The sequence below is a fragment of the Maribellus maritimus genome (assembly GCF_022267315.1).
In the GTDB taxonomy this organism is placed as follows: domain Bacteria; phylum Bacteroidota; class Bacteroidia; order Bacteroidales; family Prolixibacteraceae; genus Draconibacterium; species Draconibacterium maritimum.
The window spans coordinates 90,662-114,691 of record NZ_JAIKLE010000013.1 but is presented as its reverse complement, the minus strand read 5'-3'; the positions used below and the strand labels follow the sequence as shown (position 1 = coordinate 114,691).

19 protein-coding genes are annotated in these 24,030 nt (G+C 37.1%); 12 read left to right on the top strand and 7 right to left on the bottom strand.

The annotated features are described in order from the left end of the window. Positions 1-29 precede the first annotated feature (29 nt). From yihA to K5G00_RS13345, 6 genes are all read left to right on the top strand, one after another. Positions 30-632, top strand: coding sequence for a ribosome biogenesis GTP-binding protein YihA/YsxC (yihA, locus tag K5G00_RS13370; RefSeq protein WP_238766656.1), 603 nt, complete (start codon positions 30-32; stop codon positions 630-632). Between the two features lie 83 nt (positions 633-715). Then, on the top strand, positions 716-1,675 hold the full coding sequence (locus K5G00_RS13365; protein ID WP_238766655.1) for a ribose-phosphate pyrophosphokinase: 960 nt from the start codon (positions 716-718) through the stop codon (positions 1,673-1,675). Between the two features lie 115 nt (positions 1,676-1,790). Then, positions 1,791-2,438 (top strand): 50S ribosomal protein L25/general stress protein Ctc, encoded by a 648-nt coding sequence (locus K5G00_RS13360; RefSeq protein WP_238766654.1) that lies wholly within the window; start codon positions 1,791-1,793, stop codon positions 2,436-2,438. 18 nt (positions 2,439-2,456) lie between these two features. Next, positions 2,457-3,023, top strand: coding sequence for an aminoacyl-tRNA hydrolase (pth, locus tag K5G00_RS13355; protein WP_158862410.1), 567 nt, complete (start codon positions 2,457-2,459; stop codon positions 3,021-3,023). After that, positions 3,024-3,401, top strand: a complete 378-nt coding sequence (locus K5G00_RS13350) for an RNA-binding S4 domain-containing protein (RefSeq protein WP_238766653.1) — start codon at positions 3,024-3,026, stop codon at positions 3,399-3,401. It begins immediately after the preceding gene. 81 nt (positions 3,402-3,482) lie between these two features. Beyond that, positions 3,483-4,022 (top strand): DUF4924 family protein, encoded by a 540-nt coding sequence (locus K5G00_RS13345; RefSeq protein WP_238766652.1) that lies wholly within the window; start codon positions 3,483-3,485, stop codon positions 4,020-4,022. On the opposite strand, the gene K5G00_RS13340 is transcribed toward K5G00_RS13345, so the two are convergent. Further along, positions 4,011-4,427, bottom strand: a complete 417-nt coding sequence (locus K5G00_RS13340) for a thiol-disulfide oxidoreductase DCC family protein (RefSeq protein ID WP_238766651.1) — start codon at positions 4,425-4,427, stop codon at positions 4,011-4,013. The two genes, K5G00_RS13345 and K5G00_RS13340, sit on opposite strands and share 12 nt — an antisense overlap. Positions 4,428-4,502: 75 nt before the next feature. Beyond that, positions 4,503-5,558, bottom strand: a complete 1,056-nt coding sequence (locus tag K5G00_RS13335; protein WP_238766650.1) for a glycoside hydrolase family protein — start codon at positions 5,556-5,558, stop codon at positions 4,503-4,505. A 146-nt stretch (positions 5,559-5,704) separates the two neighbouring features. Between K5G00_RS13335 and K5G00_RS13330 the strand changes: the two genes are divergently transcribed. Next, a complete protein-coding gene (locus K5G00_RS13330) occupies positions 5,705-6,109 on the top strand; it encodes a hypothetical protein (protein WP_238766649.1) in 405 nt (134 codons plus the stop codon). Positions 6,110-6,131: 22 nt separating this feature from the next. On the opposite strand, the gene K5G00_RS13325 is transcribed toward K5G00_RS13330, so the two are convergent. Next, the gene (locus K5G00_RS13325; protein WP_238766648.1) at positions 6,132-7,379 is read right to left on the bottom strand and encodes an alpha/beta hydrolase family protein; all 1,248 of its coding nucleotides are present in this window, start codon (positions 7,377-7,379) and stop codon (positions 6,132-6,134) included. A gap of 105 nt (positions 7,380-7,484) precedes the next feature. Beyond that, on the bottom strand, positions 7,485-11,774 hold the full coding sequence (locus tag K5G00_RS13320) for an AsmA family protein (RefSeq protein ID WP_238766647.1): 4,290 nt from the start codon (positions 11,772-11,774) through the stop codon (positions 7,485-7,487). A gap of 283 nt (positions 11,775-12,057) precedes the next feature. Between K5G00_RS13320 and K5G00_RS13315 the strand changes: the two genes are divergently transcribed. The 3 genes from K5G00_RS13315 to K5G00_RS13305 all read left to right on the top strand — a co-directional run bounded on the left by K5G00_RS13315 (position 12,058) and on the right by K5G00_RS13305 (position 14,489). After that, positions 12,058-12,783 carry a ThuA domain-containing protein gene (locus K5G00_RS13315; protein ID WP_238766646.1) on the top strand — a complete coding sequence of 242 codons (726 nt, stop codon included), beginning with the start codon at positions 12,058-12,060 and terminating at the stop codon, positions 12,781-12,783. A 63-nt stretch (positions 12,784-12,846) separates the two neighbouring features. After that, the gene (locus K5G00_RS13310) at positions 12,847-14,169 is read left to right on the top strand and encodes an MFS transporter (protein ID WP_238766645.1); all 1,323 of its coding nucleotides are present in this window, start codon (positions 12,847-12,849) and stop codon (positions 14,167-14,169) included. 71 nt (positions 14,170-14,240) lie between these two features. Next, positions 14,241-14,489: a GlsB/YeaQ/YmgE family stress response membrane protein gene (locus K5G00_RS13305; RefSeq protein WP_238766644.1), complete on the top strand. Its 249-nt coding sequence runs from the start codon at positions 14,241-14,243 to the stop codon at positions 14,487-14,489. 9 nt (positions 14,490-14,498) lie between these two features. Here K5G00_RS13305 and K5G00_RS13300 read toward each other — a convergent pair whose 3' ends face one another. The 3 genes from K5G00_RS13300 to K5G00_RS13290 form a co-directional block, all read right to left on the bottom strand. Further along, a complete protein-coding gene (locus K5G00_RS13300; RefSeq protein ID WP_238766643.1) occupies positions 14,499-15,854 on the bottom strand; it encodes a purple acid phosphatase family protein in 1,356 nt (451 codons plus the stop codon). Continuing rightward, positions 15,851-17,740 (bottom strand): alpha-1,3-galactosidase-related protein, encoded by a 1,890-nt coding sequence (locus K5G00_RS13295; protein WP_238766642.1) that lies wholly within the window; start codon positions 17,738-17,740, stop codon positions 15,851-15,853. The genes K5G00_RS13300 and K5G00_RS13295 overlap by 4 nt, the downstream gene beginning before the upstream one ends. A gap of 199 nt (positions 17,741-17,939) precedes the next feature. Beyond that, entirely contained in the window at positions 17,940-18,356 is a 417-nt protein-coding gene (locus K5G00_RS13290) for a VOC family protein (protein ID WP_238766641.1), read from the bottom strand. A gap of 555 nt (positions 18,357-18,911) precedes the next feature. Between K5G00_RS13290 and K5G00_RS13285 the strand changes: the two genes are divergently transcribed. Beyond that, positions 18,912-22,256: a SusC/RagA family TonB-linked outer membrane protein gene (locus tag K5G00_RS13285; RefSeq protein ID WP_238766640.1), complete on the top strand. Its 3,345-nt coding sequence runs from the start codon at positions 18,912-18,914 to the stop codon at positions 22,254-22,256. Positions 22,257-22,283: 27 nt separating this feature from the next. Continuing rightward, complete coding sequence (locus K5G00_RS13280; protein ID WP_238766639.1) at positions 22,284-24,029, top strand: RagB/SusD family nutrient uptake outer membrane protein; 1,746 nt, start codon at positions 22,284-22,286, stop codon at positions 24,027-24,029. Position 24,030: the final 1 nt, after the last annotated feature.

The following is a 24,030-nucleotide window of genomic DNA, read 5'->3' as shown; positions in this document are numbered from 1 at the left end:
AGGTAAAATCATTAAATTAATTTTCAGAAATGGAAATTAAAGAAGCACGTTTTATTGTTAGCAACACCGATGTGAAAAAGTGTCCGAAGCCGGACAGGCCGGAGTATGCATTTATTGGGCGATCCAATGTTGGAAAGTCCTCGCTGATAAATATGCTGACCGACAAAAAGTCGTTGGCAAAAACATCAGGAAAGCCAGGTAAAACACAACTAATTAATCATTTTTTGATTAACGAAGAGTGGTATCTTGTAGATTTACCTGGGTATGGCTATGCAAAAGTACCCAAAACGGAACGGTTAAAATGGGAAAAGTTTCTTCGGAAATACATTCTTCGACGCGAAAATTTATATTGTCTGTTTGTGTTGATCGATATCAGGCATAGTCCGCAGAAAGCCGATCTGGAGTTTATGGAATGGCTGGGCGTAAACGGAATTCCGTTTGTGATTGTATTTACCAAAGCCGATAAATTAAAACCCGAAGAACAAGAGAAAAATTTAAAAAACTACCAGGAGGAAATGTTAAAAACATGGGAAACAATGCCTGGTTTTTTTGTGACTTCGTCTACTTTGGGAAAAGGAAAATCAGAGATCCTGAATTTTATAGAAACAACAAATCGTTCTGAATCAAAATAAGTTTTAAAGGAAATGTTCTAACTTTTTAACAACAAAAAATATGAATAGCAAAGTTTATTAACTTTGCAGCAAATTCGATTTTAATGAATAAAAATAGTGAAATGGGCAGTAAAAGTCACCCTTTGAAAATTTTTTCCGGAAGGAACACACGGTATTTAACAGAAAAAATTTGCGACAGTTTAAATGTGGATTTGGGTTTGTCCTCATGTCCGGTTTTTGCGGATGGCGAATTTGAACCCTGTTATGAAGAAACCATTCGTGGTTCTCATGTATTTATTGTACAATCTACTCCGCCTCCCGGTGATAACTTGCTGGAATTATTATTGATGATTGATGCAGCCAAAAGAGCCAGTGCATATAAAATAATTGCAGTAGTTCCTTATTTTGGCTATGCCCGTCAGGACAGGAAAGATAAACCCCGTGTTTCAATCGGAGCTAAACTTTTTGCTGACGTTTTGTCTGTTGCCGGAATCGATCGGCTGATTACACTGGATTTACATGCCGACCAGATTCAGGGCTTTTTTAATGTACCGGTAGATCATTTATATGCTTCGGCAATGTTTGTTCCTTTTATCGAAAAAATGGGACTGGATAATGTTGTGATTGCATCGCCTGATGTTGGTGGAACAAAAAGAGCCAACACCTATGCGAGGATGTTGGAAACCGAAATGGTGATTTGTCATAAAACAAGGGCAAAAGCCAATGTTGTTGGCAGTATGTCGGTAATCGGCGATGTTAAAGATAAGGATATCATTATTGTTGACGATATGATAGATACAGCCGGCACGATTACAAAAGCAGCTAATTTAATGAAAGACAAAGGGGCGGCAAGTGTAAGGGCATTTGCAGCGCATGGAGTGCTTTCCGGTCCGGCAATTGAGCGAATAGAAAAATCGGCATTAACTGAAGTATATTTTACCGATTCAATTCATCCAAAAACTGAAAGCGAAAAGATAAAATATATATCCGTGGCTGATGCATTTGGGGAAGCTATTCAACGGGTTTATAAAAATCAATCAATTAGTTCGTTATATTACAGGTAATTTATATATTTGCACCGCTTTTTCCATAGGCAGAGGCATTAATAATATGCATGCTGTTTGTCCCGAAACCTCGGGAAGGACTGAGTACCATAATTATTAACGTAAATTATTACAAATGAAATCAGTAACAATTAAAGGACAGGTTAGAGAGTCCTTAGGTAAAAAAGAAGCTAAAAAACTTCGCGCTGAGGAGTTGGTTCCGGCTGTATTGTATGGCGGAGAAGATGTATTACACTTCACAATTCCTTTTAGTGAATTAAGAAAATTGATCTATACACCCAGTGTATATTTAGTGGATATTGACATCGATGGTAAAACTCATCAGGCCATTATGCAGGATATTCAGTGGCACCCTGTTGAAGAAGTTGTTCTTCATGTCGATTTTATGAAAGTTGTAGAGGGAAAACCAGTTAAAATTGCAGTACCGGTTAAATTGAATGGTTTGGCCAGAGGAGTAAAATCGGGTGGTAAACTCAAACAAAACCTTCGTTTACTGAAGGTAAAAGCATTGGCTGAGAACCTGCCGGATGTTATTAACGTCGACATTACGAAATTAGCAATTGGTCAGAGTATAAAAGTTGCCGATTTGAAAGTTGAAAATATTGAGTTTTTGGACAGTAAATCAAATATGGTGGTTTCAGTAATCACTTCAAGAGCTGCAAAAGCTGGTATGGGAACACTTCCTGAAGATGAAGAAGATGAAGCCGCTGAAGGAGAAACAGCTGAAGGTGAAGCAACTGAAACACAGGCCAGCGAAGAATAATCTTAAAATACAAATTCTGTGAAGTACTTAATTGCCGGTCTCGGTAATATAGGGCCAGAATACAAAAATACTCGCCATAATATTGGCTTTCAAATATTGGACGCACTCGCTGAGGCGTCCAATATTAGTTTTAATGACAAGCGATACGGATTTGTAGCTGAGTATAAATTTAAAGCCCGAACGTTTATATTATTAAAGCCAAGCACTTATATGAATTTAAGTGGCAGGGCTGTAAATTATTGGATGCAAAAAGAAAATATTGGTATTGAAAATATACTGGTGCTGGTTGATGATATTGCACTACCATTTGGAACGATTCGGCTAAGGGCAAAAGGTAGTGACGGTGGCCACAACGGATTAAAAAACATTAATCAGGTGCTGGGCAGGAATGATTATGCACGGCTTCGTTTTGGTATCGGCGATGATTTCCACAAAGGATTTCAGGTTGATTATGTACTCAGTGACTGGACCAAAGACGAACAAAAAGAAATGCCGGAAAAATTGGATCATTGTATTGAAATGATTAAAGGTTTTGGCACCATTGGTATCGAACGAACAATGAATTTTTTTAATAAAAAGAAATAGATGGCGGAAAATGTGCGTGTGGATAAATGGTTATGGGCCGTTCGTATTTACAAAACGAGAAGCCAGGCTACTGATGCTTGTCGTAAAGGTCATATTTCTATCGATGATTTGCCTGTAAAGCCATCACGTATTGTACATGCCGGAGAAACTGTTAAAGTTAGAAAAGATCAGGTGGTGAGGAGTTTTAAGGTAGTAAAGCTGGCCGAAAAAAGGATGTCAGCTAAATTTGTTCTTGATTTTCTGGAAGATGTTACACCACCGGAGGAACTCGAGATTATTGAAATGCAAAAGAATATGCGCTGGATTACCCGTGAAAGAGGAACCGGCCGGCCAACCAAAAAGGATCGTCGTGATTTAGACGAATTTTTTGACTTCTGAAATTTCCATACCTTTATCCCGGAATTTATTAGGAGAGAGCCTTTCTAAACCTCAGAATGAATATTTTAAAAGACGATTATCATGCTCGTAGCAAAAAAGAAAAGAAAAGAAAATATTGCAGAATATATTTTATATATCTATCAGGTTGAAGATTTAATCCGGGCTTTTCGTCTGGATATGAATCTGATTGAGAACCAACTGGTGACAAACTACCGTGTAGACGAAAATACTTCAAAAGAGATAACGGATTGGTACAGCAACCTGGTTATCATGATGGACAAAGAGGGGATTCGGGAACAAGGGCATTTACAGTTTTTGGTGAACCTGATAAATGATGTAAATCAGATCCATCTCAAACTGATGGAGACCGGAATTGACGAAAATTATATCAGCACCTACCAAGCAGTAGCAGGTTTAATTACTGAATTGAAACAAAAGAATAAGGAAGCCCAAAATGATGTGGATTTGGCTATTACAGCCATTTATGGTTTTCTTTTATTAAAGATGCAGAAAAAGACCATTTCTGATGAAACAACGGAGGCGATAAAACGCATTAGTAAGTGGCTGGGACTGTTGTCTGAAATGTATAAAAAATACGAAGAGGGCGATTTAGAATTTTAGGTCATCCGCTTCAGGAAAGAACTGTTTTTCCTGGGGGGAGGGAAGACGGCATGTTTGTTTTTGGCCAAACCATCGATAACGGTTTTTAGCTATCCAGCGGTAAATTTTATCTCTTGGTTTTTTCGGAATAAATTTGAATACCACCGCCCATTTCCATGGAGCGGGAAGTAAACGAACAATTTCAAGTGCTGCTTCCGATTCAGTAAAGAGTTCCTTTTTCCAATATAGAATTACAGAATCTGTTTCAGCAGGAATTTGAAGTTCACGAAGAACTTTTTCTCCGGCTTCCGACTGAAGCGTGACAAAACGGAATTGCTTTTGATAGTCGCGGCTTAAAACAAAATCAACTGCGCCGTTGCATAAATTACAAACACCGTCAAATATTATTAGTGGATATTTCATCATACTCTACAGAAAGAACAAGAAAATTAAAATTCAGTTCGAATCGGGACAATCTTTGAAATATGTGAATTTAAGTTATTATTCCGGAGAAATATTTTTCGACGTGGCCAGTGCAATTACTCTTCCCTTATCTCCAACCGCATTGTAAAAATGATAAACAACCCCTTCCCATTTTATCACCCATGGTTTATGCGCATATTGTATATCGTAATTTTCTGAGGGAGCAATTAAATCAGGACCATTCCATTCAGTCCAGTTTACCAGATCATACGAGCATGCAAATCGTTCAAAAGCTCCCGGCTTCCAAAATGCACCAAAATAAAACATAATATAGAGATTGTTATATTTTGCGATTTGGGCGTCACCACAAATTCCTTTGTGTTTGGTTATTACAGGATTTTCTCCGAAACGTTTCCAGTTTGTCATATCGTCGGAAACAGCCATTCCTATACTTTCATAATTACTTGTATCTCCCTTTGCATTATAATACATTACAAAAGGATGTCCTGTTTGGTTTGAATTATCATAAATAACCAAACTTTTATAAATGGTCTTATTTTCGAACCAGCGGGCATTTGTATCCAAAGGTGAGAGGATTGGCTTATCAGCAACATTCCAGTGCTGAGCGTTTGTCAATGTTGTTGAATTGGCAATACCTGTTTTTAATATCCCGGTTTCGTAACCTGCTGTATTTCCTCCCAGGTAGGTCATCCAGTATTTTTCCTTAAATTTTTTAACAGAATATTCACCACCCCATTTTATGTCAACCAGTGCAACATATCCTGCCTTTTGGTTTGCATCCCAGGTATTTTCTGTGAACGAAAGTATTTTTCCTTTGGTTTCCCAATTCAGGAGGTTGTCGCTTTCAGCCAGCCAGGTTTCATAACCATTGCCATCGAATACGATATAAGTCATATACCATTTGTTATTTTCTCTGAAAATAGTCGGAGAGTCGACCATTTTGGATGAGTCAGGATGCTGGTATACAATACCATATTTAAAGGGAGTTTTTACTTCTTCATAAACCTGATTCATCGTTTCCTGAGGTACGGTGTCAGGTATAGATTTGTTTTCTCTGTTACAAGCCAAAAAAGAGATTACCAGTAGAATTAGAATAAAGTTTGTGTTTTTCATCGTGTATTGTACGTTTATTCTCCTAAACTAACTAATTTGAGATTACATACATCTTTTTTTGTTCATTCGTGACTAAATAAGCACATTTTTGTATCAAATATTTTTATATTTAGAATGATTAATTGAGTGTAAATCAATAACAAACCATGTCAATTGTTATCGGAATCTTTTTTATTTTGCACGGGCTTGTCCACTTTTTATATTTTGGGCATAGCGCACGCTTTTTCAAGTTACAGCCTCATATGCAATGGCCGGATAATTCCTGGCTCTTTGCTCCTTTTTTTGGAAAAAAGGCAGTTCGTGCTTTCGCAGGCAATTTTTGTATTTTGGCAGGTGTTGGTTTTATCGTATCAGCAATAGCTGTTTTCGCTCAACAAGGCAATTGGTATTTCCTTGCCGTTGGTTCTGCTGTTTTTTCTTCTTTTCTTTATTTGGTTTTTTGGAATGGCAAATACGAAAAATTAAACGACCAGGGAGCAATCGCTATAGCCATCAATTTTTTTATTACGATTGGAATACTCTTTTTTCACTGGCCGAAATTAAATTTTTAAGAAAATCTGTCCGACCGGCCTTTTATTCAGAAGGATTAGTCTCTTCTTCCAATTCCAGAAACCAACTCACTGAAGCAAGACCGGAAGGTACTATGCCTCCAATATGGTCTGTTTCGGGTAAACCCAGCCATGTAACTTGCTGCAGGTCAATACCAAGAGATAAAAATTCCTGGTGAATGTCAGTGGAAACTTTTGACGGTACATAATTATCAGCCAGGCCGTGAATCAAAAGAGTGGGTGTGGTTGTTTCCCAGGCCGTTATACTGTTGGCTTCCAGGGAATTTATAACCGATGTGTATTTTTCATCGGTTTTGAAATTTGTAATATAATCATTTGTAAGCAAGTCGCTTACATTTGTGGTTAGTTCAGCATTAATTTCCCCACTAGATTTCGATCCGTCGTACAGACTCAAAATTTTTGATGCGTAAGGTTCTTTAAAGACCTCGTTAACGGGTGTTGTTATATTTCCCAGGTTCAAATAACTGTTGAACATATATCCCAGATAATAGGGCATAGGATAGATTGTTTGCGCGGTGATGTATTCGTTCACATAGTTTAGGTCATAAGGGCCTGCTCCACATGCGCTGGCTTTCAGGTTAAATTCTCCGGAGTACCGGTTTTCAATTTCTTTCTGGAGCTGAAGTGTTGCCCATCCGCCTTGGGAATAACCGGCAATGTACAAATCACCGCTTAGCTCAGTATCAATATGATTTTCGGCAAGTTCCTGCGCTGCCCGAAGCATATCTAAAACAGATTTATTTGACGATTCTTTATCAAGGTAAGGATGAAACATGTCTGATGACTCACCAAAACCCAGATAATCCGGAATTACAACCACAAAACCGGTCGATGCTACTGCTTCAAGCAAAAGATAAAGTTCGTAATCGGGATTTACCGACGGCGCATTGCTGTTTAGAGTATTTGTTCCGTTTTGGTAACTCATTAACGGAAAGGAGCCTTCACCGGTGGGAATACAAACCAAGCCGGAAGCTGATTTTAGCTGGCCTTCAAACGAAGTGTTGTAAGTAATCTTATAAACAAGTACTCCGTGTTGAACTTTTCCTTTAATATAGTCCAGTTCCGGATAATCACCGGGAATCTGATCCAATGCCAGATTAATTGTTAACGGAATAAAAGTATTCACTTGCTCATAACCTGTCAGAAAACTATCAGCCGACTTATCGTCTCCACCGTTGTCTACGAGATCGCAGGATGAAAACAGATATACTACAAAAGCTAATATTGCCAGTTTGCTAAGAATGTATTTCATGGTCTAAAATTATGTTACTATGTCAAAATTAGTTTAAATAGATCGAATAACAGTGGCTATTTATCAAACAATCAGGGCTTGTAACAGTTCATGTAAAAAAAATATTTAGTCTTTTGAATTTTCTTTTTCTATACCGAGAGCTTCTTTTGTACCTGTTAATATTGATTTCCACCAGTAATTGATTATCGAACGCTCCACATCTCTTTCATAATAAATTTCAACCGGGTTAAATTTGTCACCTTTGGGATTTTTGGAATTTAGAAGCATTTTGTTGGCCCAAAAAGATGCCAGTTTTGATTTTTTTGCTCCGTCCGCATTTAATTCAAGCACATTGATTTTAAAATTATCATAACCAAAATAGAGCGCACCTTCTGCGTATTTATCATTCAAATTGAATTTAAAATCAAAACGGTTGATATAGCCACTTTCAATTGAAACGGGCGCCGCTTTTTCCAACATCGGGTTAATGGCAGTAAACGGCATTTCTCCCACGTTGCCTGCAACCGAGTGTTTATACTTGTTGCTGGTTAAGTCAAAAATAAACCGGGCGTTAATTGTCGCTTGTTCAAATATTTTTGTTGAAGCAATGATTTCAAGATTTTTTTGCTGATTGATAATTTGAGGCTGATTCGAGATTTTACCGGTTCTAAATTTGAGATTTTCGAATTTTATTGTACCCGGTTCATCCGAAATATCCATCAGTTCACTGTATTTGATTGTTGACGGTTTAAGAATGAGTGAATCAAAAACAAACTGCTGTTTGATGTTTCGGAGCAAATCCTGTGGCCATGGAGGGCGTTGGTTATGGTCAAACGGGTATCTTTTGTTTCTGAAAATTTCCACATCCGTTTTTCCAACGATGGCTGCGTCGGCATCAAGAATATTGTTTTTTACCCACAAATTTTCATTAATACCTTTTACTTCAACAAAATCGGTTCTGGCTTTCAAAAAATCAACCTGAAATCCTTTTTGCCTGGAGAGTTCCTCACGGCTCAGGAGCGGGTTTACCTGTATATTTTTAAAAAGAATGTTGTGTTTATGCGAATTGTAAATCAACGAATCCGCTGTAAATTCATAAAGATTGTTTTTTGTTGTGGTTTTTAATCCCGTGGTTAAAATTTCAAACTCTTTGGAATGAAGAAAGTTTTCAGGATTTTGGTTTTCACCAATGTTGATTTCGTGGAAGACCAGGTTAAAATCTCTTTTAAACAATTGTTTTTTGAACCAGCTGAAATCGAGCGTTATATTTTCAAAATTTAGTTTTTTTACTAATATTTCATCTACATAAGAGTTAACATAAGGATATAAATCCAGGGTTTTTGCTTTTTCCAGGTTCTTACCTTTTATCGAGTCATTTATTTCAATTTGTAAATCCGGATTAACAAAATCAATTTCATCAAAGGAATAGGTGTTGGCCTCTAAAACTTTGTTAATATCAAAATTGTGAAAATTGATTTTTGGGATAGAAATTGAAAACCTGTTTTCAGCCTGACTTTGGGTAAATGGATTTACCTGTAAACCCGAAATAGAAATTGTTTTTTGTTTTTGATTGTAATCAACCTGCTGAATGCCTAATTCATGTGTTTTTCCCAGTGGCGATTTCAAATCAGAAATTTTTGAAATTAAATTCCCGGTTGATATCTGTAACTGATTTTTGTTGTCGTTTTTTATTGAAATTTTTGGGATGGTTAAATCGAGGTTGAAATAGCTTTTTGCATGTTGGTCTATTCCCCGGGTTTCATAAGTTAAAACCTCGGCACCCGATATTTTTAGCTCGCCAAGCTGTAAGGCCTCTATAAATGAAGGCAATGGGAATTTATACTTACTTAAATCAAGCGATTTTGTTTTTTCTGACCGATTGTAAACCTGAAATTTTGGTTTATTTAATTCAAGTTTATTAAAATTCAGTTCTTTGGAATAGTATGCTTTTAAAAAATCAAAATTACTGATTTCGAAGTTTGGAATAGAAACCTGAAATGTAGTAGGAAGCTGTTTGTATTTTTCGGATGTAATTACAGGATAAAGCAACGCATTACTGATTTTTATTGTTGATTTTGCAGTTGAGAGGTTTATTTCCCCTGCCTGTAAAATATGCACGCTGTCAGACAAATGGAAAAGCTGGTCTTTTACCGAGATATCAAAGTTGTCGGAAAATAGTAAACGTTTCTTATTCAGTTCATTTTCATTTAGCCTGAAGTTCTCTAGAGTAGCTGAGAATTCATTGTCAAACGATGTCGTCTTCCCTTTTTTGGTGTGATTTATCCACGCAAATTCTCCGTTTGGAATATCGATTTGACTGATGTTAATGTCCGCTAAATAGTTAAACACCAACTGCGAAAACTCTGAAAATTCTTTTTTCTCCTGCGACTGACGCAGGGCGCCAAAGTTTTCAAAATATATCTCAGGATTTAAAATCTGGAAACGTGAAATATTCAGTTTGTTGTTAAAAAATGCATTTCGAAGGTTTACCCCCCACAATATGATCCGGGGAACTTTAATGTTATACAACTCCGAGCGGTTAAAACGATTCATTGTCGTTTCGTCAGCGTTTTCAATAACGGGTTGCAATTGTAAGTTTTGAATCTCTACTTTTCGTTCAAAACTTAAAATTGAAATTTGGTCGACATTTATTTTATGTAAATCATCAACCAGTCGCATCTGGTAATCATTAAATTCAAGGTCAAAATTTGTGGCGTAAAAAAACTTGTCGGTTTGTTCAATGCTTGTTGAATCGAGTGAAAAGCCGGTAAGGTTAAATGTAAAACCGGTCTCGAAATATCCTTTAACACTGCTTTCTGCTAAGTTTTGAATATTTAGTTTTCCCTGTTTTACTGTAACCAAATCAGAATAAACACCTCTTAAATAGGCCGTAATTAGTTCAAAAAGCAGACCCGTTTCCTTTGTTTTTTTTATTTTTTCAGCATCAGTATGAACCTGCAAATTTACAATTGGTTTGGTAACCAATATCTCGCGGGTAGGTAAGGTTCTGGTGTGATATAATTTTTTTAAATCCACATCGCTTACTTCAATTGCCTCGCAATCGATGTTAACATGAATACGTGGATGTTTTTTTGTTGTAGTAACCGGCGAGATATTTATTTCTTTTACTCCCAAAGTGTTTGAATAGGTAGAGAAGAACATAGAGCCAGCACTAAAATCGTGTGCATTGTCCTCAAGTTTTAAATGATAGTCGCTGACTTCCATCTCCAAATCGTCGGCATACAATAATTTTTCCGGGTTTTTCGAAGACAATGAGTCCAGTTCAAATCCATTAAGATTAATTTCCAGTGATTCAAACTTTTGCTGATAGTTTACAATATCGGGTTGTCGGTAAATTTCCAAATCGGCATTTGAAAGGTAAAAGCTGTCAACTACTACTTTTGTAAATTGATTGTCAATTAGTGAGTAAAAATCAAAATTGCTAATATCTTCAATTTGTAGTTTCTGAGGATTTTCTTTTTGATAAAAGCGGATTCTTGGGTTTTCAAACTTTAAAAAATCTACATCAATCGAGTCTTTTACTGTTAACCGGCTAACGATATCACTTTTCATATACATGCGGGGTACAAAAACATCGTATAAACTTTTTTCACTGTTTTTATCAAGGTAGGTAAGATGAAAACTCCTGGCGCTGATATCAGAACTTAGTAAAGAGTACTCAAGTGTATCAATCTGTAGCACGTGCAAACTGTCGCCAAAATTAAAACGGAAATCATTCATCTGTACCAGAATGTCATCGGTGTCGAAAAGTTTCGAATTTTGAAAAATCATTGTTGAGTCGGTGCGAAAGTTTTTAATGCCGACTGAAATATGTTTTGCATTTGAGACAACAGAGGAATCTCCGGGAGTGTTAAAAAACTGGTAGTGTGCATTAACAAAATCAATTTCGTCAACCTGAATATCTTTTACATATTTTTGAAACAGCGGTCGGATTTCGTAAAGAATTTTATCGGCAGTTTGAACAGAATCCTTTAAAATAAGTTCGTCTCCCCTTATTTCAAGAAGAGGATCAGCAATAATTATTTTATTTGTATGGAATCTTTTGTTTCTCAGAATACTTTTTACTGAAATTCCCCTGACTTCGATTTTTTTTGATTCAAACGAATAAACGACTTTGTTTGCAGATTCTTTCAGAATTTTTATTGACAGGCTTTCGTCGGGAGAAAGTTGAATCTCGGAAACGACTACCGACAAAGGAAATAGTTCGATGTCAATTTTATCAAAGGAAAGCTGATAGAGTTGATTTGAACTTTTTGCTACAATTTCCGATAAGTTTTTGTTGATATAATTTTCTGCTTTAAAAAATACAAAAATACCTGCTCCTGTTATCAACAGCAGAAAAGCCAGCACAATCCAGGCAAATATTTTCAGTATTTTTTTTTGGGTTCTTGCCATTTGCAGTTTGTAAACACCTTATAAAGATATATGAATTTAGACAGGGTTGCTTTGTTGTTCAAAAAATATCATTTTTTCCTGTATGAATTTCGGTTTTGGAATTAGAAAAACGAATGCAGAATCAATTTATATTTGCCAATAAGAGGAAGACATTTTTATAACAAAATCCTGTAAAACAGATTTATTATTTTTTGTACTTAAAAAATTTAATTTTAGTAAATTATAGCCCAAAATAAAAACCACCGGGATTGCTTTATGTAATTTCGGAATTTAAACCAGAGTTATGAAAAAAGTTTTACTTCTTTTGTTTTTTTCCATTTTTTCTTTTTGTGTTTTTTCACAGGCGCCTATACAAATAATGTTGGTAACAGGCGGGCATTCCTACGACACGCTTCAGTTTATGGAAATGTTTGATAATTTGGAAGGTATCGAATATCAGCATTTTGAGCAACCAGTAGCCAACCGGACTATTGCAAACGGTTTGGCCGAATATTTCGATGTTTTGGTTTTTTATGACATGTGGCAAGATATAACGCCGGCAGAAAAAAGTGCTTATATACACCTTACAAAAGTAGGGAAACCTTTGTTGTTTTTGCATCATTCGTTGGTTTCCTATCAAAAATGGAACGAATTTGAGAAAATTGTCGGCGGGAAATATATTGAGAAAGATCCCGGTGTTCCGGAGTCAGAGTATTCCACTTATGATCATGATGTTTGGGTGTATATAAATCCCGTGGGAAATCACGCTTCTGCAAAAGGTTTTCAAAGCTTTCGTTTTTTTGATGAGGTATACGGAAATACCAAAGTGTCGGATAGTGTTATTCCAATTTTGACAACAAAACACCCCAGAAGCACCGAAACAATAGGTTGGGAAAATCATTATAATTCATCAAAAATTGTTTATCTTCAACCAGGCCATGATCACCGTACATACGAAAAAAAAGAATACAGAGAACTTATAAAACAAACTATCGTTTATTTGGCAGGTAAGAATTTAACTGCAAAGTAGATTTATTGTTTCGAATTTTTATTCTGTTTTTAACTGTTACAGACTAATTAATTGGATCTAATTATGAATAATGTAAATCAAAAAAGGCTTTTTATCGCCAGTTGTCTGGCGTTGCTGGTAACAGCAATAACATTTGCCATCAGAGCAAAAATCGAAGGAGTATTTACCGAAGACTACGGGCTGAGCAAAGAACAAGTTGGCCGGGCATTTGGACCGGCATTTTGGGGATTTGCCGTAGCCATGTTTGCCGGTGGTTATTTTATCGATATTGTAAAAACAAAAACCGTTGTTTGGATGGCTTTTTTCCTGCATCTCGTAGGTATAATTCTGTTGCTGATGGCAAAAGATTACTTTTCACTTTTTTTGGCCAATGTGTTTATCGGCCTTGGGAATGGTAGTGTGGAAGCCGCTTGTAATCCGCTGGTAACAGCTCTTTTTCCGGATAAGAAAACAAAAATGTTAAACCGTTTTCATGTCTGGTTTCCCGGAGGAATTGTAATCGGAAGTTTGCTGGCAACTTTGATTATGGATGAAATGAATTTTTCGTGGCAGGTTCTGGTAAGTATTTTGTTTATTCCGCTTGTTTTATACGGCTTTTTGTTTTTTGGACAAAAAATTCCTGAAACAGAACGTGTTACAAGTGGTGTTTCATATAAGGAAATGATGCGAAATGTTGGCGCTCCCGTTACCATTACCATTGCGGTTATTTTGATGATTCTTGTTGCTACTGTTCCTTCATTTACAGTAAGCTTCGACAGCGCTTTGCCATTTGTAATCGTAGCCGCTGTTGCAGTTGCCATTGTTATTGAAGGAAGACTTGTAAATAAAATTACTTTGCTTTTCCCCTTTATATTCTTTTGCATGTTACTCACTGCTTCAACTGAATTGGGAACCACACAATGGATCAACGCTTTGCTGGCTGAGAACGGCATAGGACCAATGATTATTTTGGCTGTTGTAACCGGAATTATGGCAGTTGGTCGTTATTTTGCAGGTTCTTTGATTCATCGTTTAAATACTACAGGTGTACTGCTCGGTTCTGCAATTATATCAACAGCCGGGCTGCTTTTGTTAAGTATCGCACAAGGACCCGTTATGACGGTGGTTTCTGCGGCTGTATTCGCAATTGGAGTTTGTTACTTCTGGCCTACTATGATTGGTGCTGCCTCGGAATTTACACCCAAAACAGGTGCGCTGGGAATGTCGATATTGGGTGGGGCAGGTTTTGTTGCTACATCCATGGTTTTACCCATAATGGGAAAATCAATTGAAACTGCCGGGTCACAAATTACTTTGCGTAATATGTCTGTTTTGCCCATTATATTGATTGTTGCTTTTGTTGTGCTTTCAATCATTATTAAAAATCGAAAAGCTATCAAAGAATGATATAAAACTACTCCCTTGCTTTTGAATAAAAGGGAGTAGTTTTTTTGCTTTTTATTTCTCAAATTGTAAGAATGTTGTACATTTTAATCATCGGACTGGCAGCAGGGGCAATTGCAGGTTTGATTATGCGCGGGAAAGGATATGGTTTTATTGTTAACCTGATTATCGGTATTGCCGGCGCATATTTTGGACACTGGTTATTTAATCAAGTTGGAATTCACATCCACGGGGGAACAATCGGAACTTTATTTCTTTCTGTAGTTGGCGCTGTAGTATTACTATACTTATTTAGCCTTTTTAAAAAGATTTTGGATAAATAGTAAAACCGATTACTCTTCAAAACGTTCCCTATATAAATTTTTTTCTTCCTCGGTGTAGCGGTGTTTTGCATTTTCGGGAATCTGGGTAAGCTCTCTTATTTTGTTTATTTCAGGTGATTCGATGACTTTGTTTATGCCTTTTTTATTTTTTTCAAGGCTAAATGAATCATACAACTCTCCGGTTACAGTATAAACATCAACCTTCAATTTATTTTCATCAACTGAAACATTCTGGTACAATTGTATCTGCGACCCTGCTCTTTCACTCCATCGCTCAACGTTCAAGCCATACATTTTAGGGCCAGCTACTGATACCATGTACATGGGAGGATTTATACAATTTTCTCCAATATTTTCCAGGTTTTGTCCGCGACAGTAAGTGTGATCGTGTCCCTGCAAAACCAAATCAACACCATATTTTTCCAGAATAGGCTGGATAACTTTTCGGTAATCTTCGCTATCTCTTCCCTGAGAACAGGAATAAACCGGATAGTGCGTAAAAACTACCGTCCATTTATTGGGATTATTTGCCAGTACTTCGTGAAGCCATTTTTCTGTATTTATCCTGGCATTATCATAATATCCGGTTACGGGAGAGTCAAATGATACAAACCGTACGCCCTGGTAATCAATATAAAATGATCTGTTTTTAATACCCTCCGGCCCGTTTGAAGGATTTACAAAAATTTGGTTCCAGTGTTTTGAAAATACCCGCATATCATTCTCGGAGTGATATTCATGGTTGCCGGGTGTAGCCATCGTAGGAATTGTTCCGTAAATCCAGTCTCCGGCATAAAAAAATTCATTCCAGTAATCTTCATTGCTTCGGCTGACCAAATCACCTGCCATTAATATAAACTCGGCATTGGGAAAATGGGTATATGCCTGTCTGATAAGACGGGAGCAATGTTGTTTGATATCCGTCTGGAAATCGCCCAGATATAAAAAATGAAACGGTTCTGTATTTGCCGACGAAGTGGTAAACTGAAACCATTCGCTCCAGTTGTCACCATTTCCAACACGGTAAGTGTAGGTGGTATTCGGACTCAGGTTGTCAAATACAACTTTGTGCCCCAAAGCGGAAGCATCTCCTTCTTCCCAAAATGACGAAGTACCATTGACCGTAGCTATGTTTTCAGAAAAGAAAGGCCCTTCACTTGCTTTAGCAATTTGTCCTAAGCTAACTGCGACACCGGCGCTTGTCCGCCAGCTTACAGCTCTCTCACTTGCCGGGTTTCCAGAAATGCTGAGCATAACTCTGTCAGGAAAAACAGTTGCATTGTTGGTGGATGGTTGCTCCTGTGCATTAACCCGACCATGGAAAACAAAAATACATCCAATAAAAACTATTTTAAACCATTTCATAATGTTTCAATTTTTAGATTTTCCTGAATCTGAACCTCAATCTCGGAAAAATTAGTTTGATTCAAAAGTATGTTTTTCCCCAATACATCACCAATATAATTATTCTCATTTATGATGATATTTTTGCATGCTTCAAATGTAAAAGTGTATTTGCGCTGGTGATAAGGAGCATATTTTTTACTTCTTTTTATGGTATTCTTGCTAAATGAAAGTCCGTCAACTGATCTGGCAAAAACAACGGGATAATCGAAAGGATTAAATTTGTTCCCTGTAATTCGGATGTTTTTGTGAAAAAAGGGTGTGTTTTTATTTAATTCAGGAATTTCCGGATATATAGAGATAATACCTTCGCAAAATTGATAAGAACTTGTGTTACACAGCTCCGTGAAGGTATTATTTCGGATGGTTACATCTTTTACAGCGCCTGATTCAAACCAATTGTTGGCATCACCTGCAATCAGAATTGCACTTCCGCTCGATTCAAAGGTGTTGTTTTCTATCATTACTTTTCCCGGCGTGGAAACCAGTATTCCACGAGCCCTGCAGCTTTTAAAGTGAGAATTCTGAACGGTCAAATCCGACACCCACGTTAGGTTTTCAAGCGCGTCTCCTGTTTCAAGGTTTTGAGGCAGCTCCTCTTTTAAAGTTAAAATAAATTCCTGTCGGTTTGTTGGTTTAAAACTTTCAGCTTCACCAAAAGCAAAAGTATTCATCGAAGTGTTTTCTATAAATCCGATTTTGTCTCCGGCATGTCCCCATTGTAATCCTTCACTTTGGTGGTGCATAAACTTACATCTTATCTTTTTATCCGGCAAAATTTCAATAACCTGAACACTGGTTCCATGAACATTTATCGGGTCGTCCATTAAACCTGCAAATTCGCAGTTACTAACGGTTATTTGTCCCTTACAGTTTGAAACCTGTAAACCATCATCTCCACCCCCAAAATAGCGGTTTTTGGCTGCATTGGGAATGGCTTTGTATTTGTCAAAAGTAAGATTCTCACTAAATTGTGCCAGAATTCCCAGCCCGGTGGCATGATATAATGTTACATTTTTTATGTTTATATTTTTTGAGTTCTGAATAAAAATTCCCGAATGAAGCCTTTCGCTGTGCCGCATCACCAAATAATTTCCAACCTTTGGTTTTCTTTCAAAATTATTCTCTAATCGAATCAGACCGGGGATGATACTTTTGGCCTCGTAGTTTTGCCAGTTTTTACCCAGGCAGCCCCAATCGCCTGTTTGTGGAACAACATACCGACCTTCACGGTCAAACTCCATGGTTCCTTTCCATTGTTCCTCCCAGTCTTCGCCATTAAAAAAAATTTTACCGTCGGTTATTTTATATGAATATTCTTTTTGGTTGATGTTTAAATCAATAAATTTTTCACCTGTTTCGGCTACTTCAACCTGGGCTGTCAAGGGATTTTCCCAGTCGATTTGAATATTTTTTAATGTAATATTCTCACAGTTGTCAAAGGTAAAGGGCTGCATTTGTCCGTGAAATATAAAATTGCTGCCATTTCCTTCAACAACCAGATTTTTGGCTCCTTCAAAAAGAAAAGCGCAAATTCGTGGGTTTATATCGGTAGTGTTCGATTCAAAATAATTTCGTTGTTCACAACCTTCAGGGTAAAAATGATACGTGCCGGGTTTAAAAACCAATATCTTTGGAAATTCTCCTCTAATGTCATTTAAGACTTTGTTGGTCAGTGAGATACAGTTTTCTTTTCCTTTTAAGGGTAATCCCAGGTAGTCGACATGATAAAAAACCGTATCGTTTAAAGCCGTGTGGCGTTGGTTAATTTTATTTTGAGGGATTAAAAAACTTTGTACAAAATACGCAGACAGGTAAATGAGAAAAAAAGATAAGGTCAGCTTCATTGCTTGTAAATTATTTTATGCGAAAGTTAAAAAAAGAGTTTGATTTATGTGTATCTGCTTTGAATGAATAAAAGTGCTGGTAACTCTAAAATGGGATATATTTAAAGCGCGCCTGGATGCTAACTTTTTTTCTGTTGTTGAAATTGATAACACAAGAACAGCTGGTTTGGATAAATTTACGAAACAAAATTTGAAATAATCATTTCGTTGTTTTTCCTTCGTACATTTGAGTAAACGAGTCGTCAACCGGTTCCCAAAGTTCTATTTTATTTTCTTCCGGATCAAGAATGTGAACAAATTTTCCATATTCATACGATTCTATTTCATCTAAAATTGTAACGCCGGACTTGCGCAATTCTTCAACCAGCTTTTCAATATTTTCTACACGATAGTTTATCATAAATTCCTTTTCCGAAGGCTGAAAATAATCTGTATCGATGGAGAAAGGGCTCCAAACAGAATAACCTTTTTTCTCCGGCTCATCAGAACTCCTGAATTCAAAAACTGAACCATATTCATTGGTAACCAGGCCCAGATTTTTATTGTACCACTCTTTCATTTTTTCTGGATCCCGGGTTTTAAAAAAGATTCCGCCAATGCCAGTTACTTTTTTCATTTTATTTTGTTTTTACAGAATGCTTAAGGTAAAACATTTTTGAATTGCGAAAGAAAAATTGTTATTTAACTTACCGTTAATTTTAGTTAAAAATGTTTGCTGTTAAGTAGCTGTGATGAATTACAAAGAGATTTTTTTAAAATTCTGATATTCAAACCAATCTTCTCCGTTTGAACCTATTTTCTGAGAGGAATTTATTTTACTTAATAAAAGATTAATTGTTTAGAAATATTTTTCAGATACAATTCATTTTTCTTTGGCCTGCCAATTAAATCAATAAAGAAAATCTTATGAATATTGCTAATCTGGTTGATTAACAAGTTTTTGCTGTAGTGAATGTTTGTGTAGCCAGTGATTATATGTTGTTTTTTAATCACATTTATAAAACAAGACTATAAAGGTTTATCAAAAATTTAAAAGAATAAGCAGTCGAACAAAATAATAACTAAAAAAATGCCTATGAAATAAGAGATAAAAAATGCCGGAAGATGCTGCTACATCGCCCGGCAAAGAGATAAAAACATTTATGAAATATTATTATCAAAATTCAAATTTATGAAAAAAAAGTTCATTAATGAACCACTATGTGTTCATATGTACAGGTTGGTTTACTTTCTACGAATTTCAAGTTTTAGCGTTTTGTTTTTTTTAATGTCCGTCTCTGGACTATTTGCTGAGTCGTTATCGCAAAACGCTGAGTTACTCTCTAAAAAAGAGATTAAAAAGGAAAATCCTTTGATTAGGGAAATGACCGGAACCCAACAAAATTATACTGTTTCCGGTAAGGTCACAGATGAAAGCGGTGTGCCCCTGCCGGGAGTTTCTATTTTTTTAAAAGGAACTACTACCGGAGTAACTACCGATATTAATGGTAATTTTACTATCGAAGTTTCTGGTGAAGATCAGGTTCTTGTTTTTTCTTTTATGGGAATGAAAACATTGGAGCTTGAAGTGAAAGATCAGCAATTACTCAACGTAGTTCTTGAAGACGATGTTATTGGTTTGGAAGAGGTTGTTGCCGTTGGTTACGGAACGCAAAAAAAAGCTAACCTTACCGGTGCCGTAACACAAATCGATGCCGAACAACTTGAAAGCCGACCCGTTTCGAGCTTTTCTCAAAGTCTCCAGGGAACAATGCCCGGTTTGACACTTACGCGGTCGAGTGGAAGAGACAATGTGTCAACAAGTATAAATATTCGTGGTTTTACATCCATTAACGGAGGAAGTCCGTTGGTTTTAATTGACGGTATTGAAGGAGACATCGATGTAATTAATCCCAGAGACGTTGAGTCGGTAACTGTGTTGAAAGATGCTGCAGCATCCGCTATTTATGGTTCGAGAGGAGCTTTTGGTGTTATACTGGTAACAACAAAAAATGCAAAAGAAGGAACCGTTCGTGTAAATTACGACAATAACTTTTCCTGGTCAACTCCAACCACAAATACCAATTTTATGACAGACCCTTATGAGACTATTATGTTGGTTGATGAGTCGTTTAGAGGAAGAGTCGGGCGTACTTATACCGGATATAGCGAAAAAGACTATGAAGAGTTGAAAAAGCGTTCTGAAGACCCGTCTTTACCCGATTATGTAGTTGAGAACAGAAAGGGTCAGGACCAGTATATTTATTATGGAAATACAGATTGGTATCATACTACATTCAGAAACTGGCGACCTTCCCAAAACCATAATTTTTCGGTGATTGGAGGAAGTGAAAAAGTAAGGGGCTTATTATCCGGGCGTGTTTACGATTCGAAAGGGATTCTGAAAATTCAGGATGATGAATTCAAATCACATAACATCAGGGGAAAAATTGAAATTGATGTAAAAGATTGGCTGACACTGTTTGGCAATTTGCAGTACAACAATAATTCGAATATCGAACATGGTGGTTCGCATAACGGTTGGGCAGAGCCATGGGGATCTTATATATGGGTACATGCCCTGCCAAGTTACCTCCCGAAAAATCCTGACGGGACTGCGACTTACAGGACCGAGCTAAATAATTATACCATTGGAGACGGTCTTTGGTCTCAATTGTATTATGGAAAAACTTTTAGGGAAACAAAATTTAATCAACTGGTAAATACCATTGGTGCAAATGTGAAACCTCTGAAGAATTTCGATATCCATTTTGATTATACTGCAAAACTCGATTTCTCCAACACATATACACGAACAGTTAAATCTCCCTGGGCGATATACCCTGATGAGATTTCCTACCTTGGAAACGATAGCTACCGGGAAGTGATCGATCATGACGAGTTTCACGCAATTAATTTATACGGAACCTATTCTTTAGAGAAAGAAAAACATAGTTTAAAGGGTATGGTCGGATTTAACCAGGAAGATAAACTATATAAAACTATTGATGCAAGGAAGAAAAACTTAATCTCCGACGATTTAAATGCACTGACATTGGGAACGTCAGACCCGGAAGCTTACGGAACCTTAACAGACTGGGCTGTAAGAGGATTTTTTTACCGGCTTAATTATAACTTCGACAGGAAATATCTTCTTGAGCTAAATGGTCGGTATGATGGAACATCGAGATTTCCCGAAGACTTTCGCTGGGGATTTTTCCCTTCTGCTTCTGTAGGCTGGTATGCCAGTAACGAGAATTTCTTTCAGGGAATAAAAGATTATGTGAACGAATTTAAATTGAGAGCATCCTACGGTTCCCTGGGAAATCAGGAAGTAGGGGCATACGACTATTCCCCTACAATGAGCCAGGGGACGTCTGATTCGTATATTGTTGATGGACAGAGAGTAAATTACATTACACCTCCGGGGCTAAATCCGCTTGACATTACCTGGGAAACAGTAAATACAATAGACTTTGGATTTGACATGGCTTTTTGGCGCAACAGATTTGCCCTGAATTTTGACTGGTTTGAAAGACAAACAACAGGGATGTTAACAAAGGGGAAAACACTTCCGGCTGTAATTGGAACTGGATCTCCTAAAGAGAATGCAGCCGACTTAAGTACGAAAGGTTTTGAAATTACCTTGTCTTTTCACGAAAGTTTTAATCTGGCAGGTAAACCACTTCGTATTGATTTAACGGGAGTGTTATCAAACAGTAAATCAGAAATAACACGTTTCGATAATCCGAACAACTACCTGGGAGACTATTATGTTGGCCAAACCATCGGCGAAATTTGGGGGTATACCATTGACGGACTTTTTCAGTCGGACGAAGAGGCAGCGGTCTATGATGTTGACCAAACCCGGGTGAACAGTAGTATTCAGGCATCTCCGGGTGAGTATGGAAAGCTTCTTGGCGGCGATATGAAATACGTGGATTTGGATGGCGATAAAGAAATCAGCAACGGTGAATATACTTTGGAAAACCCAGGAGATATGAAAATTATAGGAAATTTTTCCATTCAATTCCCTTACAGTTTTGTTTTCAACGCCGACTGGAATAATATTAACCTTTCTTTGACCATGCAGGGCGTAGGAAAACAGGATTGGTATCCGAGTACAGATTCCCGAATTTTTTGGGGACCTTATGCCCGTCCTTATGTTTCTTTTATACGAAAAGATTTGGGAAAGGAAGTTTGGTCTGAAGATAATAAAGACGCATATTTCCCCTCGGTGTACAGAGGTTACGGTGCTCTGGGGTCAAACCGTCAGATGGGAGCGGTTAACGATCGTTACCTGCAGGATATCAGTTATCTGAGGTTGAAAAACCTTACCGTTAGTTATACCATTCCGTCAAAATTAACCCAAAAGGTTTCTATTCAGAAGTTAAAAGTCTATTTCAGTGGAGAAAACTTGTTAACATTTTCAAAACTGACTGATTACATTGATCCGGAACAGGCTTCTGCAACCAGCACAGCTCAAACGTATCCCTTTAGCAAAGTGTATTCAATGGGATTATCAATTACACTATAATTTATTTCTGTAACGAAAAAGAAAAAAATGAAAACAAATATTATTAAGTATACCCTATTCGCATTTTTGTTTGTTGTAATATCCTGCGATGATGACTATTTAGACAGGAGTCCTCTGTCTGAGGTTTCTTCTGATGTGTTTTTTCAAAAAGCGAGCGACCTTGAACTATACACCAATGCATTCTATTTTATGTTTCCCGAAATTTCCATATATGACGGAGATGCTAATTCGGATAACATCATACTCTATTCACCGTCCGATTTGGTAAGGGGAAGTCGTGTTGTGCCCACCAGCGCCGGTGATGCGGGTTGGAACTGGGATGATTTACGTGATATTAATTTCTTTTTGGCAAATTATGAAAAATGTATCGACGAAAGCGCCAGAAAACATTATAGCGGAGTCGCAAAATTCTTCAGGGCATATTTTTATTTTGAAAAAGTAAAACGTTTTGGCGATGTTCCGTGGTATGAAGGAGTAATCGAACCGGATGATGAAGAAGCACTGCAAAAGGCAAGAGATTCAAGAACGCTGGTTATGGATAATGTTTTAACGGATATTGATTATGCTATTACAAACATGAATAATAACACATCTGTTTACACTGTAACAAAATGGACTGCGCTGGCGCTAAAATCGAGAATTGGTTTGTTTGAAGGAACTTTTCGTAAATATCATGGTATCGAGGGCTACGAGAAGTTTTTAAATGCCTGTGTCAATGCGTCGGAAGAGTTGATGAATTCGGGTACCTATAATATTTACAGCACAGGGAATCCTGAAGTAGACTACAGGGATCTATTCACAGCGCACGATGCAATTGGTGAAGAAATTATTCTGGCCCGTCAGTTTTCTGGTGAACAAAGTATTGATCATAATGTGAATTATTATACCATAACGTCTTCTTACGGAATGCCTGGCATGCCAAAGGATTTGGTAAATAGTTATCTGATGACAGACGGATCGCGGTTTACTGACAAGGCAGATTATAATAAAATTGAATTTACGGAGGAAGTGAAAAGCAGGGATTTACGACTTACTCAGACTATTCGCACACCTGGTTACACCCGGCTGGGAACAAGCCAAACCCTTCCTCCCGATCTGGCAGCAACCATAACAGGATATCAATTGATTAAATATGTAAATGAAACAGTGTATGATTCATACGATACCGGTATCAACGATCTACCTTTGTTTCGTTTTGCAGAAGTGTTGTTAAATTATGCAGAAGCAAAAGCAGAACTTGGTACTTTAACCCAAAACGATCTCGATATTTCGGTTAACAAATTAAGAGACAGGGTGAATATGCCTCATATGTCGCTGGCGGAAGCCAATGCAAATCCTGACAATTTTCTTGCTGCACAATATGTAAATGTTGGAGGTAGCAATAAAGGAATCGTTCTGGAAATCAGGCGTGAAAGAAGAATTGAGTTGTTTATGGAAAATTTCCGTTGGTATGATTTGATGCGCTGGAAAGAAGGACAGAAGATTGTGCAGGATTTCCGTGGTATGTATTTCCCCGGTCCGGGTTCGTACGATTTGGAGAATGACGGCGATATTGATGTTGTTATTTATACTGAAGAGCCCGCTTCAAAACCCGAAGGCACTTTGTTCCTGAAATTAGGTGAAGATATTGTTCTTGATGAAAATAATTTAATTAATCCGCAGCCCGAAATAAACGACAGGAAATTTGATGAGAGCAAAGATTATTTGTACCCGTTACCCATAACTGAGCTTTTATTGAACTCAAATTTGACCCAAAATCCCAATTGGGAATAGT

Excerpts from the sequence above, each read along its gene's own strand:
- K5G00_RS13295 (WP_238766642.1), bottom strand. The coding sequence starts at position 17,740 with ATGAAGCTGACCTTATCTTTTTTTCTCATTTACCTGTCTGCGTATTTT.
- K5G00_RS13310 (WP_238766645.1), top strand. The coding sequence starts at position 12,847 with ATGAATAATGTAAATCAAAAAAGGCTTTTTATCGCCAGTTGTCTGGCG.
- K5G00_RS13325 (WP_238766648.1), bottom strand. The coding sequence starts at position 7,379 with ATGAAATACATTCTTAGCAAACTGGCAATATTAGCTTTTGTAGTATAT.
- K5G00_RS13315 (WP_238766646.1), top strand. The coding sequence starts at position 12,058 with ATGAAAAAAGTTTTACTTCTTTTGTTTTTTTCCATTTTTTCTTTTTGT.
- K5G00_RS13300 (WP_238766643.1), bottom strand. The coding sequence starts at position 15,854 with ATGAAATGGTTTAAAATAGTTTTTATTGGATGTATTTTTGTTTTCCAT.
- K5G00_RS13335 (WP_238766650.1), bottom strand. The coding sequence starts at position 5,558 with ATGAAAAACACAAACTTTATTCTAATTCTACTGGTAATCTCTTTTTTG.
- K5G00_RS13280 (WP_238766639.1), top strand. The coding sequence starts at position 22,284 with ATGAAAACAAATATTATTAAGTATACCCTATTCGCATTTTTGTTTGTT.
- K5G00_RS13290 (WP_238766641.1), bottom strand. The coding sequence starts at position 18,356 with ATGAAAAAAGTAACTGGCATTGGCGGAATCTTTTTTAAAACCCGGGAT.
- K5G00_RS13365 (WP_238766655.1), top strand. The coding sequence starts at position 716 with ATGAATAAAAATAGTGAAATGGGCAGTAAAAGTCACCCTTTGAAAATT.
- K5G00_RS13350 (WP_238766653.1), top strand. The coding sequence starts at position 3,024 with ATGGCGGAAAATGTGCGTGTGGATAAATGGTTATGGGCCGTTCGTATT.
- yihA (WP_238766656.1), top strand. The coding sequence starts at position 30 with ATGGAAATTAAAGAAGCACGTTTTATTGTTAGCAACACCGATGTGAAA.
- K5G00_RS13330 (WP_238766649.1), top strand. The coding sequence starts at position 5,705 with ATGTCAATTGTTATCGGAATCTTTTTTATTTTGCACGGGCTTGTCCAC.
- K5G00_RS13285 (WP_238766640.1), top strand. The coding sequence starts at position 18,912 with ATGAAAAAAAAGTTCATTAATGAACCACTATGTGTTCATATGTACAGG.
- K5G00_RS13305 (WP_238766644.1), top strand. The coding sequence starts at position 14,241 with ATGTTGTACATTTTAATCATCGGACTGGCAGCAGGGGCAATTGCAGGT.
- K5G00_RS13320 (WP_238766647.1), bottom strand. The coding sequence starts at position 11,774 with ATGGCAAGAACCCAAAAAAAAATACTGAAAATATTTGCCTGGATTGTG.
- K5G00_RS13360 (WP_238766654.1), top strand. The coding sequence starts at position 1,791 with ATGAAATCAGTAACAATTAAAGGACAGGTTAGAGAGTCCTTAGGTAAA.
- K5G00_RS13345 (WP_238766652.1), top strand. The coding sequence starts at position 3,483 with ATGCTCGTAGCAAAAAAGAAAAGAAAAGAAAATATTGCAGAATATATT.
- K5G00_RS13340 (WP_238766651.1), bottom strand. The coding sequence starts at position 4,427 with ATGATGAAATATCCACTAATAATATTTGACGGTGTTTGTAATTTATGC.